Genomic DNA, 12,960 nt, shown 5'->3' with positions numbered 1-12,960 from the left:
CCTCGCATTCCTGGTCAAGATCGTTCTTGGCTACCGGTCCCTGCCCGCGCCCGCGGACGGAACCGCCGTGAAGAGCCTCGGCCGCGTGAGCGAGCGCGAGGCGAAGCCGGCGAGCACGGACCGCTCGACCTCGTCGTGCCGTTCGACGGGTACGAGGGCGATGGCCGAGCCACCGAAACCGCCGCCGACCATCCGGGCGCCCAGGGCGCCCGCCGCCATCGCGGAGTCGACGGCGACGTCGAGCTCGAGGCACGAGACCCGGTAGTCGTCCCGGAGGCTCGCGTGGGAACCCGAGAGGAGGGGGCCGACGTCGGCGAGCCTGCCGTTGCGGAGCAGTTCGACGGTGCGCAGGACCCTGTCGTTCTCGGTCACGACGTGCCGCACCAGCGGACGCAGCTCTTCGGGCAGCCGGACGAGCGTCTGGTCGAGCTCGGCGATGTCGACGTCGCGCAGCGCGGGGACACCGAGGATGCCGGCCGCGCGTTCACAGCCTGCCCGCCGTGCGCCGTAGCCGCCGTCGACGAGGGCGTGGCTGGCGCGGGTGTCGATGACGAGCACCTCGAGCCCGCTGGCAGCCGCGTCGAACGCGACCTGTTCAGGCTTGCCGGAGCGCACGTCGTAAAACAGGGCGTGCGCTTCGATGCAGCACAGCGATGCCGTCTGGTCGAGGATGCCGGTCGGCGCGCCCACGAAGTCGTTCTCGGAGCGCTGCACCCAGCGCGCGATGTCCGCCCGCTCGGCGTCGACGCCGGCGAGGCCGAGCAGCGCGAGCGCGACAGCGCACTCCAGGGCGTGCGAGGAGGAGAGACCGGCCCCCGCGGGCACGTCGCCCGCGATGACGAGGTCCGCCCCGCCGGTGACGGCGATCCCCTGCTCGCGCAGGGCCCAGGCGACGCCACCGGGGTACGCGGCCCACCCCTTGACGGTGCCGGGGACTAGGTCGGCGACCACGACCGGGTCCGCTTCCTGCAGCCCGCCGTCGTCGCCCATCGTGCTGACGGTCATGACGCCGTCGGCACGGGGCGACGCCGCCACCGCGATGCGGTGGGGCAACGCGAACGGCAGCACGTAGCCGTCGTTGTAGTCGGTGTGCTCGCCGATGAGGTTGACGCGGCCCGGGGCCGACCAGACTCCCTCGGGCGCGCGTCCGTGCAGGCGCTGGAACGCCTCGGCCGCCTTCTCCGCCGGTGTCGTCGCCTGGGTCACCGGGCGAGCACCATGACGGCGTGGGCGACCGCGGGGTCGAGTTCTGCCGTGGTGCCGTTGCCGCGCACCTGGATGACCTTGGCGCCACCGAGCGCCTCGACCTCCACGGTGCCGCCCGGCACGACGCCGGCGGACTTCAGTTCGGCCATGAGGTCCGGGTCGAGCTGGACGTGCTCCGCGATGCGGCGCACCTCGACGCGCCCGCCGCCGCGGCGGGCCACCTCGTCCACGCGCACCAGGTCCGCCTCGGCGGGCGGGGCGGGCTCGCCGTCGCCCAGCTTGTCGAGGCCGGGGATCGGGTTGCCGTAGGGCGAGGTGGTGGGGTTGCCGAGGAGCTTGATGAGCTTGCGCTCGACCGCCTCGCTCATCACGTGCTCCCAGCGGCATGCCTCGCTGTGCACGTGCTCCCACTCGAGCCCGATGATGTCCACGAGGAGGCGCTCGGCGAGCCGGTGCTTGCGCATGACGGCGATCGCGAGGTTGCGGCCCTGCTCGGTGAGCTCGAGGTGGCGGTCCTCCGCCACGATGACCAAGCCGTCCCGTTCCATGCGGCCGACGGTCTGGCTCACCGTCGGTCCACTTTGGCCGAGGCGCTCGGCGATGCGGGCGCGCAGTGGCACCACGCCCTCTTCTTCGAGCTCGTAGATCGTGCGGAGATACATCTCCGTGGTGTCGATGAGGTCGTTCACACCCGCTCCCCTTCGTATGGTGTCAATGGTAGTCGTGCCGGGGGACACAGGTGTCCGCGCGGGTGCAGGATGTGAGCCGTGCATCCCTTGATCACTCCTGAGGCCCTCGCCGATGCGCTGAGTGCGCGTTCGGCCACCGTCGTGCTGGACGTGCGGTGGCGTCTCGGCGGACCACCCGGACGCCAAGACTACGAGGTCAGCCACGTGCCTGGCGCGGTGTACGTGGATCTGGACACCGAGCTGTCCGCTTCGCCGGGGATCGGGGGCCGGCATCCGCTGCCGGATCCGGAGCGGTTGCAGGAGGTGCTGCGCGGCGCGGGCGTTCGCGAGGGTGCTCAGGTCGTGGCTTACGACGGTGGGGACGGGTCGGTCGCCGCGCGGGTGTGGTGGCTGCTGCGGTGGGCCGGGTTCGGTGAGGTCGCGGTGCTGGACGGTGGGTTCGCCGCCTGGGAGGCCGCCGGGCTGCCGATGACCGCCGACGTGCCGGCCGTCCTGACGGGTGATGCCGCCGGTGATGTGGTGGTGCGGCCTGGGCAGATGCCCGTGCTGGACGCGGACGAGGCTGCGGCGCTCGCTCAGGAGGGTGTGCTGCTCGACGCGCGGGCGGCTGCTCGGTATCGCGGGGAGACCGAGCCGGTCGATCCCAAGGCCGGGCATGTTCCGGGGGCGCTCAACGCTCCGACTACCGGGCATGTCGGAGAGGACGGGCGGTGGCTCGGGCCGGAGGAGTTGGCCGCGCGGTTCGCCGGGCTCGGGGTGTCGGGTGGTGTGGCTGTCGGCGCTTACTGCGGGTCGGGTGTCACCGCGTCGTCCGTGGTGCTCGCGCTGGAGGTCGCGGGGATCACGTCGGGCGAGAAGCCGGCGGCGCTGTACGCAGGGTCGTGGTCCAACTGGTGTGCGTTGGACCGGGAGGTCGCGACCGGCGGCTGACGCTGCCCGTCGGAGTGTGGGGCGGCTGGCTAGGCGTTGGGGATGCGGTTGAAGCCCTCGGTGGCGAGTTTCAGAGCCGCGGCGCAGGTGTCCAGTTCCTCGATCGCCAGGACGCTCACCGAGAAGGCCGAGGTGATGGCGTTCGGGTCGTCGGTCAGCATGACGGTGACCTGGCAGTCCTCCTTGGAGGCGCTGACCTGCCATGCGGTGTTGCCGCCGATCTCGATCTGCTTCTTCTCGCCCTCCTGGTCCGCCACCTCGGGGACCGTGACCATCTGGGTGATGACGGTGGACGGGCCGGTGGTGGTGTGGATGCAGCCGCCGTCCGCCGAGGACTTGCCGCCGGTGGCGGCCTCGATGTCCGCCGCCTTGAGGACACCGCAGGTTTCCAGGCCGGCGGCCTTCTTCTTGGTGGTGATCTTCACGTCGCCCTGTTTCGGGGCGGTGGGGTCCGCCGGCTTGGAGGCCGGGGTGCTGGCGGTCGGTTTCTTCGTGGTCGTGGTGGGGTCGGCGGGTTCCTGGACCGCTTTCGGGTCGGCTGCCGCCGAGCCCTTGACCTGTTCGGCGCAGCCGGTGACGGCGGTGAGGGTCAGGCCCAGTGCTAGGAGGACGGCCGCTGGTCGCAGGTGCATGTCGCCTCTGACCCCTGTTCGGTGAGATCGGTTCCGGCTGGTGCGCCGGAAAGGTGCGCCGCAAAGACGCGACTGTAAGTTGCTGGGCATGGGTAAGCCAGCCGCGGTTGTCTGGGACAGGTCCTTCCTCGGGTACGACCTCGGTGGCGACCATCCCCTGAATCCGGTTCGGCTCGACCTGACCGTCCGGCTCGCCACGGCGCTCGGCGTGCTGGACGACGTTGAGCTGCGGGTGCCCGAGCCGGCCAGCGACGAAGAGATCGAACTGGTGCACAAGCCCGGCTATCTGAGCGCTGTGCAGGCGGCGCCTACCGCCGGATGGGACGTCGGGCACGGGCTGGGGACGCCGGACAATCCCGTGTTCGAGCGGATGCACGAGGCTTCGGCGTTGGTCGTGGGCGGGTCGCTGGCGGCGGCTCGGGCCATCGCGTCGGGTGAGGCGGATCGTGCGGTCAACATCGCGGGCGGGTTGCACCACGCGATGCCGGACAGCGCGGCCGGGTTCTGCGTGTACAACGACTGCGCGGTGGCGATCGAGTGGCTGTTGCGCAGCGGGGTTGAGCGCATTGCCTACGTTGATGTCGACGTGCATCACGGGGACGGGGTGCAGACGGCGTTCTGGGACGACCCGCGGGTGCTGACGGTCTCGTTGCACCAGCATCCGATGAGCCTGTGGCCCGGTACCGGGTGGGCCGGTGAGGTCGGGGGTGCTGGGGCCGAGGGGAGCGCGGTCAACGTGCCGTTGCCCGCGGGGACGCGGGACGGCGGCTGGATGCGGGCGTTCCACGCGACGGTGCCCTCGTTGTTGCGGGCGTTCCGGCCGCAGGTGCTGGTGACGCAGTGCGGTGTCGACACGCACAAGGAGGATCCGCTCGCGGACCTGTCGTTGAGCGTGGACGGGCATCGGGCGATCTACCAGGCGTTCCGGGACCTGGTGAACGAACACGGGTTCAAGTGGCTCGCGCTCGGTGGTGGTGGGTACGAGCTGCTCAGGGTGGTGCCGCGCTCGTGGACGCACCTGCTGGCCACGGTCATGGACCGCGACGTCGACCCGAACCGGCCGTTGCCGGCGGACTGGGTGGCGCACGCGACACGGATCGCGCCCGAGTGGCCTTTGCCTGCGTCGATGACCGATGGGTGCGACCCTGGGCACCAGCCGTGGGGTGGGGACGCGGAGGAGCCGGTGGACAAGGCGATCCGCGAGACCCGTCGCGCGGTGTTCCCCCTGCACGGACTTGATCCCGACGACCCCAGGGACTGACACCAGTGCCGGACAGCGCCAGAGACATCGGCAGGGATCCGTTCGACTTCCCGCGGGACTGGGAGGCGGACGTCGTCCTCAGCGACGGCGGCACCGTCCACCTGCGGCCGATCACGCCCGACGACGGCGAGAAGCTGCGGGAGTTCCACGGCAGGCTGTCCGAGCGGACGCGGTACTTCCGCTACTTCGGGCCGTACCCGCGGATCCCGCAGCGCGACCTCGACCGGTTCAGCACCGTCGACCACCACGACCGCGTCGCGCTCATCGCGCTCCTGGGCGACGACATCGTCGCCGTCGGCCGGTTCGACCGGCTGCGCGGTGACGGCCATCGGGGAGACAGCGCCGAGGTGGCGTTCGTCGTCGAGGACGGGCACCAGGGCCGCGGGCTGGGCAGCATCCTGCTCGAACACCTCGCCGCCGCGGCCAGGGAGGTCGGGCTGGAGCGGTTCGAGGCCGAGGTGCTCGCGGAGAACGGGCAGATGGTCCGGGTGTTCCGCGACGCCGGCTACCAGGTCAGCAGGGCGTTCGAGGAGGGCGTGCTGCACCTGGAGTTCGCGATCGACCCCACCGACGAGTCCGTCGCCGTCGCCAGGGCCCGCGAGCAGGCCGCCGAGGCCCGCAGCGTGCACAACCTGCTGCACCCGCGCAGCGTCGCGGTCATCGGCGCGTCCACCGATCCGACCAAGATCGGGCACGCGGTCCTCAAGAACCTCCTCGAAGCCGACTTCAACGGGCCCGTCTACCCCGTCAACGCCGAGCATCGCGCCGTGCGGGGCGTCCGGGCCTATCCAACCGTGCTCGACATCCCCGACGACGTCGACCTCGCCGTCGTCGCCGTCCCCGCGGCCAGCGTCGACGAGGTCATGGACGGATGCCTCGCCAAGGGCGTGAAGGCGCTCGTCGTCGTCAGTTCGGGCTACGGCGAGACGGGACCGGACGGGCTGTCGGCCGAACGCAGGCTCGCGGGGGAGGCGAGAGCGCACGGCATGCGCGTCGTCGGCCCCAACGCGCTCGGCGTGATCAACCTCGACCCCAAGGTCCGCCTCAACGCGAGCCTCGCCCCGAAGCTGCCGCAACGGGGCCGCGCGGGCTTCTTCTGCCAGTCCGGCGCCCTCGGCACGGCCATCCTCGCCAACGCCGCCGGTTGGGGCCTCGGTCTGTCCACGTTCGTCTCGGCAGGCAACCGCGCCGACGTCTCCGGCAACGACATGCTGCAGTACTGGGAGACCGACCCCGCCACCGACGTCGTCCTGCTCTACCTGGAGTCGTTCGGCAACCCGCGCAAGTTCGCGAGGCTCGCCCGCCGACTCGGCCGCACCAAGCCCATCGTCGCGGTGAAGTCCGGCCGGCACGCCGTCGTCCCCGGCCTCGCCGCCACCGCCGCGAAGGTCGACGAGGCGAGCGTCCAGGCCTTGTTCGAGCAGGCCGGCGTGATCCGGGTCGACTCGCTGGCCCAGCTGTTCGACACCGCGCTCCTGCTGGCCCACCAGCCGCTGCCCAAGGGCAAGCGCGTCGCCGTCGTCGGCAACTCCACCGCGATCGGCCTGCTCGCCGCCGACACGCTGCTCGCCCAGGACCTCGACCTCGCGGGCGACCCCGTCGACGTCGGCGCCCAGGCCACCCCCGAAGAGTTCGCGAAGGCCGTCAAGGAGGCCCTGGACCGCGCCGACACCGACGCGCTCGTGGTCGTGTTCGTGCCGCCGATCGCGGTCCCCGGCGCCGCCTACGCGCGTGCGATCAAGGAGTCCGCGCACCGCACGAAACCGATCGTCTCCACGTTCCTGGCGGTCGAGGGCATCCCCGACGAGCTCAAGATGCCCGGCAAGGGGTCGATCCCCAGCTACGCCAGTCCCGAACGCGCCGTGCTCTCCCTGGCCCGCGCCGTCCGCTACGCCCGCTGGCGTGCCGCGCCGCAGGGCACCTTCGTGCGACCCGACGGCATCGACGCCGACAAGGCGCGATCCATTGTGGACAGCCCGCGGTCCGAACTCCGCCTCGACGACCGCAAGGCCGTCGAACTGCTGGAGTGCTACGGCATCAACGTCGTTCCGTTCCGCATCGCCCACAGCGCCGAGGAAGCCGTGCAAGCGGCCGACGAACTCGGCTACCCGGTCGCGATGAAGGCCACCAGCGAACGCCTGCGCCACCGCACGGATCTCGTCGGCGTCCGGCTCGACATCGCCCACGCCGAATCGGTCACCGGGGCCTACCAGGACCTCGCCGAACTCTCCGGCAAACCGGGCGTGTACGTGCAACGCATGGCGCCCAAGGGAGTCAGCTGCGTGCTGGGCCTGCAGGACGACCCGAGCTTCGGCACGCTGGTCTGGTTCGGACTGTCGGGTCTGGTCAGTGACCTCCTCGGCGACCGGGCCTACCGGGCGGTACCACTCACCGACACCGACGCGGCGGAACTCGTTGCCGCACCGAAAGCAGCGCCGTTGCTGACCGGCTACCGCGGCGACGAACCCGCGGACCTGAAAGCACTTCAGGATTTGGTACTCCGTTTGGCCGCACTGGCCGAGGACCTTCCGGAGGTGCGTTCCCTGAAGCTCGAGCCCGTTCTTGCTTCTGCCGCAGGGGCTTTCGTGAGCAGTGCGCGAATCGTCATCGGACCGCCTCCGTCCCTGCACGACGCCGGTCCGCGTCGCCTGCGCTGACTGCGGCACCGGCTCCGGACTGAACTGTTACCGCACCGATTCCGTTGTTTCCATTCGCGTCGAGGTATGGACATGCGTCGGTTCGCCGCTTAGGTTTCCCGGCATCGCCCAGCAGCGCCGAAGCAGGTGCGCAGGCGCATGCCCGTGGAATAACGCTGTAGTGGATAGACAACCGCTGTAAGAGGGACGAATGACGCCGAGAGCACTTCTCCGCCTGGTCGCGGCAACATGTGCGGCCGTGCTCCTGCTCGCCTCGTGCGCGGGTGGCGGCGGTTCCGGCATGGCCAGCAAGGTCGGTTCGAGCGACCGCATGGTCATCGCCGTGTCGTACGACCAGCCGGGACTGTCGATCCGCAGGCTGGACGGCAGCTACCGCGGGTTCGACGTCGACGTCGCCAAGTACATCGCGAACGAGCTGGGCGTCAAAGAGGAGAACATCACCTGGAAGGAAGCGCAGCCCGGCAACCGGGAGACGCTGCTGACCAGCGGTGAGGCCGACATGGTCGTCTCCACCTACTCGATCACGGACAAGCGCAAGCAGATCGTCGACTTCGTCGGCCCGTACTTCGTCGCCGGCCAGGACCTGCTGGTGCGCATGAACGAGAACCGCATCGAGGGCCCCAAGTCGCTCAACGCCACCTTGCGCCTGTGTTCCACCGCCGGCTCGACCTCGGCCGAGTACGTCCGCGACCAGTTCGCCAAGGACGTGAAGATGGTCGAGTACGCCAAGTTCAGCGACTGCGTCACGGCGCTGCTCGCGGAGAACGTCGACGCCGTCACCACCGACGACGTGCTGCTCGCGGGCTACGCCGCCCAGAACCCGGAGCTCCTGCGGGTCGTCGGCGACCCGTTCAGCAAGGAGGAGTACGGCGTCGGCCTGCACCGCGACGACCCCGCCAGCAAGACCAAGGTCCAGGCCGCGATGCAGAAGATGATCGACACGGGTGCCTGGCGCAAGTCGCTCGAGGTCAACATCGGATCTTCCGGCTACAAGATTCCCGACCCGCCGAAGCTGGCCCCCTGATCACACGGGGCGTCACGTAGGCTCACGCCACGTGAACCGCGTCCCGCCGCACCGCGCTGATCGACCCGTTCGCGCGGGCATTCCCGAACACGGCAGAGTCCCGCGCTACTACGCGGTCAAGGCCGAGCTGTTCGACCTCGTCGAGAACCTCGGCGAAGGCACCGTCCTACCCTCCGAACGTGAACTCGCCGAACGGTTCTCCGTCTCGCGCGTCACGCTGCGGCAGGCCGTCAGCGAACTCGTGCTCGAAGGCAAGCTCATCCGCCGCCAGGGCAGTGGCACGTTCGTCGCGCCGCCCAAGCTCGTCCAGCCGTTGTCCCTGGTCAGCTACACCGAGGGCATGCGCCGTCAGGGCGTCGAGCCGAACCGCACGGTCATCACGGTCGAGGAGCTCGGCGCCGACGAGGGCCTGGCCCGCGACCTGATGCTCGAACCGGGCGACCCGATCGTGCACCTCGAGCGCGTCCTGCTCGCCGACGACGAACGCATCGGCCTCGAGTCGACGTACCTGAGCCTCGGCCGCTTCCCGGACCTGCTGGAGAAGCTCGACCCCGCGGGCTCGCTCTACGCGTGCCTCACCGAACGGCTCGGCGTTCGTTTCGCCGAGGCCGAGGAACGCGTCGAGACGGTGCTCGCCACGCCCCGCGAGGCGTTGCTGATCGGCACGAACCCGGCGCTGCCCATGTTGCTGCTGCACCGCGTCTCCTACGACGTCGACGGCCACCCGATCGAACGCGCCCGGTCGCTCTACCGGGGTGATCGGTTCAGCTTCGTGGCCAGGCTGCACGCGGACCGCTAGCCGGTTCATTCGGAACGGAACAGGATCGGCCTCCGAAGCGTCTGAGGATCATGGCGCTGGAACCGGAGATCGGGCTCGTCGGCAGGGACGACATCACCGCGTTGGTGGAGTCCCTGGTGGAACGCCGCGCGAAACACCCCCTGCCGGTGATCGTCGCGTTCGGTCCCGGCGGCAGCGGCAAGACGTCGTTGCTCGACCACGTCCGCCGGCGCTATCGCGACGCGCCGACCGCCAAGGTCGACCTCGACAAGGCCGGATCCCGTTCCTGCAAGGACATCCTCGACGTCGCCGCCGAGCAGCTGCGCTCCTACCGGCACGCCGAGTTCGGCCGCATGCGGTTGCCGCGCTACGACCTCGCCCGGCTCGCGCTGTACACGGAGCCCGCGGACGATCCGCACCACCGCGCCCGTGAGCTCGCCGCCAAGCAGATGACCCGTCTCGTCGCGGTGGCCGACGCCGCCGAGGTCGTCGAGATGCTGCCGCCGGCCCAGGGCCTGGGCAAGGTGTTGCGGCCGTTGCTGTTGTGGCTCATCGGGCTCGCGGTCGTCGCGCCGCGGCCGTTGCGCTGGCTGCTGGGCGGGCCTCGGGTCGCGAGTGCGTTGCGCTGGTTCGAGAACTACGTCGGACAGGAACTGAAGTCCGGGCCCAAAAGCAGACACAGCTTGAAGTTCGACGCCGCACTCGTGCACACGTGGAGCCTTCACCGCTCCGGTGACACGCTGGAGATCGACCGGCTGCTCGTCGCCGCCTTCCTCGCCGACATCACGGCCGCCTACCGGTTCCGCCGCTACCGCGGGATGAACAGCCTGCTGCTGCTCGACGGCGCCGACCTGCTCGACGGCATCGACTCCTACCTGCCCCGAAACGGCCACGCCCCGCCGCGCGGGCGACCGACTTCCTGAGCCTGCTCGCCGAGCGTCGCGCGAAGGAACCGCACGTGCCGCTGCTCGTGATCGCCACCAAGCAGTCCGCGCCCGCACTGGCCGACTCGGCGGTCTTCAAGCCGGTGCGCCTGGAACCCTTCACCCTGGCGCAGACGCGGCAGTTCCTCGCCGAGTGGAACCGCACCCGCAACAGCACGGTCGAGTCCGAGGCGCTCGTGGAAGAGCTGCAGGAGGTCACGCACGGCCACCCGCTGGCTGTGCGGCTCGCCATCCAGCTCGTGCAGTTCGTGTTCGCACGAGACCAGGTGCTGCCGTCGGTGCGGTCGGTGTTCGACGAACGGCTGCCGGTCGACGAGACCACGACGTTCCAGGACGCCACCGTCGGCGACTACCTGCTTCTCCGCTTCTTCCAACGCATTCCGGGCACCGAGGAGATGCCGGAACGCGAGGCGGCGCGTGAGATCTTCGCCCGTCTCGCCGCCCCGCGCGTGCTCGATCGGCACGTGATCCGCGCGCTGCTGCCGCCGTCGTGGTCGGCCGAGAACATGCGGGCTTTGCTGGCACAGCTCAGCTTCGTCGGCCAGGAGGGCGACAACTTCGTCCTGCACCCGCTGTTGCGCGACCTCCTCGCGCGCAGGCTCCGCGACGTTCCGGCGGACCAGCCGTTCTCGCACGCGAACGTCCACCGGTTGCTGAAGGACCGCTACGACGGCCTCGGGCAACGCGAGGACGCGCTCTACCACGCGCTCGCACTCGGCCAAGTCCACCTCGTCGCGCATCGCCTGCGTCCGCACGTCGACGAACGCAGCGACCGCTGGATCGCCGAGCTCGCCGCCGTCGCCGAGGCCCCGATGCCGCCCGGCGAAGGCGAACCGGAGTTCGACGAGGAGCCGCGCACGTGGTGGGAGCGGATGAGAACCGGCACCAAACGCAACCTGCACCGCCGCTACGACAGCGTGGTGCGCCCGGAGACGGGACTGCTGGAGGACGCGGTCATCGCGACCTGGGAACTGCGCTCCCGCAGCCGGACCGCACGCCCGACCGTCGAGATGTACGACCGGGTTCTGCGCACCCACCAGGAACTCGACGGCGCCGAGGAACGCCTGACCGCCTACCGCGCGACGAAACGCGCCCTGGAACACAACACGCCCGCGTCGCCGCCGGTGTCGTTGCCGCGCCAGTCCACGGTCGGCAGGTTCCCGTATCCGCGGCGCTGGCCGGGTCGCAACTCGGTGCGCCGCGTGACCGCCTACCTCGTCGTCGTGCTGCTTGCCTTGTACGGCGCGGCTTTCTACGTGCAAAGCAGCAACAACTGCTTGCGCTACGGCATTCTCGAACCCGATGAACTCGTCGCGGACCTCAGCGGCGACCGCACGCGCCTGTCCAAAATGGATGGAGTGCAATGCGTTGGCCTGAGCGAGAAACCAGGCAGGTTCGCCTACGGTGACCCGGCGACGCAGAACAACGACGACGCCGAGGTGGAGGAGCTCGCGAAGCTCATCGCGGAGGAGAACGACCGCGTCACCAAGGTGAAGGACCGCAGCGTCGTCACGATCGTCGTCGCCACCATGCTCAGTTCCAGTGAGCGGGTGAAGAGGGACCTGTCCGCGGGCGTGAACGAACTGCGCGGCGCCTACCTCGCCCAGCGCGACTGGAACCAGCTCGACGGGCTCGGCCGCAATCCGTTGGTGCGCCTGGTTCTCGCGAACTTCGGCGGCGAGTCCAAGTACGCGGAGAACGTCGCCGGGCAGATCCGCGCCTACGCCGAACGTGACCCGTCGGTGATCGCCGTGACCGGTCTCGGGCAGAGCCGCGAGACCACCCAGTCGGCGCTCGCCGTGCTGGGCCCGTCGAAGGAACGGCCGACCGGCATCCCGATGATCGGGTCGTCGTTGTCGTCGACGAACTTCAGCCAGAAGCCCTACTTCTTCCGCGTCGCGCCGGCCAACGACCGTCAGGCGCAGGTCGCCGCCCGCATCATCGAACGGACCGAAGCGTTGCGCGGCCGCCCGTTGCACCTCGTGCGCAGCCCAGGAGACGAGTACAGCTCGGATCTCGCCGAGAAGTTCGAGGCCGCGCTCAAGCCCGAACGCCACGACTACGACGAGACGGCCAACGCGGTCACCACCCAGCTGGGGCAGGTGGTGACGGACATCTGCGAAAAGGCCCCGAACCCGCTCATCCTCTACACGGGCCGCACCGCGGAGGTCGGCGGGCTGCTGACCGAGCTGAGTCACAGCAACTGCACCGACCCGGTGGTGTTCGGCGGCGACGACCTGACGCAGCTCGAGACGACGAACTTCACGGATCTGGAAGACATCAAACGATTCGCCGACGGCCGGCTCTACTTCACGACGTTCGCGTGGACGCCGGGTCGCGAGCCGATTCCCCAGCCGACGCAACAGTTCTTCACCACGTACGAGGCCGCCCAGAAGAAGCACGCCCGCAGGGCATTCCTTTCGGGCCCCAACGGACATGTTCTGCTCGCCTATGACGCCGTCAGCGTTGTCGCGCGGCAGACGTCCGTTGGGGCGTCACGAGAAGACCTCTACGAAAGGCTGCGCACTTTGCGTGACTTCCCGGGCGCGTCCGGGAGGCTGACGTTCGACCGGACCGGTGCGAGCGGCACGTCCGGAGCCGACCCGGCCGACAAGCTGGTCGTGGGCCAGATCGTCAAGCTGGACAACGGTTTCCTGGTGTCCCGCTACGTGTCCCACGAGGGAACATGACCGTCAGGTGAAGTGACTGCGGGTCACCGCACCCCGTGCGGGCGCAGGAAGATACCGCCCGTTCGCACTCGTTTCCCGCTCAAGTCGCGGAGGTACTGTTGACGGTACGAACTTCAGGACGTCCGCAACGGTGCGGAGGAGCGGGGGTG

At 69.9% G+C, this 12,960-nt stretch carries 10 protein-coding genes; 7 read left to right on the top strand and 3 right to left on the bottom strand.

The genetic code is table 11. From position 1 onward, the window contains the following. Positions 1-30: 30 nt before the first annotated feature. Both galK and ACH413_RS28525 read right to left on the bottom strand, forming a co-directional pair. Positions 31-1,206, bottom strand: a complete 1,176-nt coding sequence (galK, locus tag ACH413_RS28530; protein WP_360043385.1) for a galactokinase — start codon at positions 1,204-1,206, stop codon at positions 31-33. Further along, positions 1,203-1,895, bottom strand: a complete 693-nt coding sequence (locus ACH413_RS28525) for an iron dependent repressor, metal binding and dimerization domain protein (protein WP_360043388.1) — start codon at positions 1,893-1,895, stop codon at positions 1,203-1,205. The genes galK and ACH413_RS28525 overlap by 4 nt, the downstream gene beginning before the upstream one ends. A gap of 78 nt (positions 1,896-1,973) precedes the next feature. Here ACH413_RS28525 and ACH413_RS28520 point away from each other — a divergent pair, with 78 nt between their 5' ends. Next, the gene (locus tag ACH413_RS28520) at positions 1,974-2,825 is read left to right on the top strand and encodes a sulfurtransferase (protein ID WP_360043390.1); all 852 of its coding nucleotides are present in this window, start codon (positions 1,974-1,976) and stop codon (positions 2,823-2,825) included. 29 nt (positions 2,826-2,854) lie between these two features. Here the strand turns inward: ACH413_RS28520 and ACH413_RS28515 are convergent, their stop codons facing one another. Next, positions 2,855-3,457, bottom strand: a complete 603-nt coding sequence (locus ACH413_RS28515; protein ID WP_360043393.1) for a hypothetical protein — start codon at positions 3,455-3,457, stop codon at positions 2,855-2,857. An 88-nt stretch (positions 3,458-3,545) separates the two neighbouring features. Here ACH413_RS28515 and ACH413_RS28510 point away from each other — a divergent pair, with 88 nt between their 5' ends. The 6 genes from ACH413_RS28510 to ACH413_RS28485 all read left to right on the top strand — a co-directional run bounded on the left by ACH413_RS28510 (position 3,546) and on the right by ACH413_RS28485 (position 12,811). Next, positions 3,546-4,718 (top strand): acetoin utilization protein AcuC, encoded by a 1,173-nt coding sequence (locus ACH413_RS28510; RefSeq protein ID WP_360043397.1) that lies wholly within the window; start codon positions 3,546-3,548, stop codon positions 4,716-4,718. A gap of 5 nt (positions 4,719-4,723) precedes the next feature. Next, positions 4,724-7,375, top strand: coding sequence for a GNAT family N-acetyltransferase (locus ACH413_RS28505; protein WP_360043400.1), 2,652 nt, complete (start codon positions 4,724-4,726; stop codon positions 7,373-7,375). 190 nt (positions 7,376-7,565) lie between these two features. After that, complete coding sequence (locus tag ACH413_RS28500) at positions 7,566-8,399, top strand: glutamate ABC transporter substrate-binding protein (protein ID WP_360043402.1); 834 nt, start codon at positions 7,566-7,568, stop codon at positions 8,397-8,399. A gap of 31 nt (positions 8,400-8,430) precedes the next feature. After that, complete coding sequence (locus tag ACH413_RS28495; protein ID WP_319978268.1) at positions 8,431-9,198, top strand: GntR family transcriptional regulator; 768 nt, start codon at positions 8,431-8,433, stop codon at positions 9,196-9,198. Between the two features lie 50 nt (positions 9,199-9,248). Beyond that, positions 9,249-10,100, top strand: coding sequence for an ATP-binding protein (locus ACH413_RS28490; protein ID WP_360043405.1), 852 nt, complete (start codon positions 9,249-9,251; stop codon positions 10,098-10,100). 35 nt (positions 10,101-10,135) lie between these two features. Next, complete coding sequence (locus tag ACH413_RS28485; RefSeq protein WP_360043408.1) at positions 10,136-12,811, top strand: hypothetical protein; 2,676 nt, start codon at positions 10,136-10,138, stop codon at positions 12,809-12,811. Positions 12,812-12,960 lie beyond the last annotated feature (149 nt).

This window comes from Lentzea sp. NPDC020367 (assembly GCF_044387305.1).
Taxonomy (GTDB): Bacteria; Actinomycetota; Actinomycetes; order Mycobacteriales; family Pseudonocardiaceae; genus Lentzea.
The sequence above is the reverse complement of the archived record's forward strand: the minus strand, read 5'-3'. Positions and strand labels throughout refer to the sequence as shown.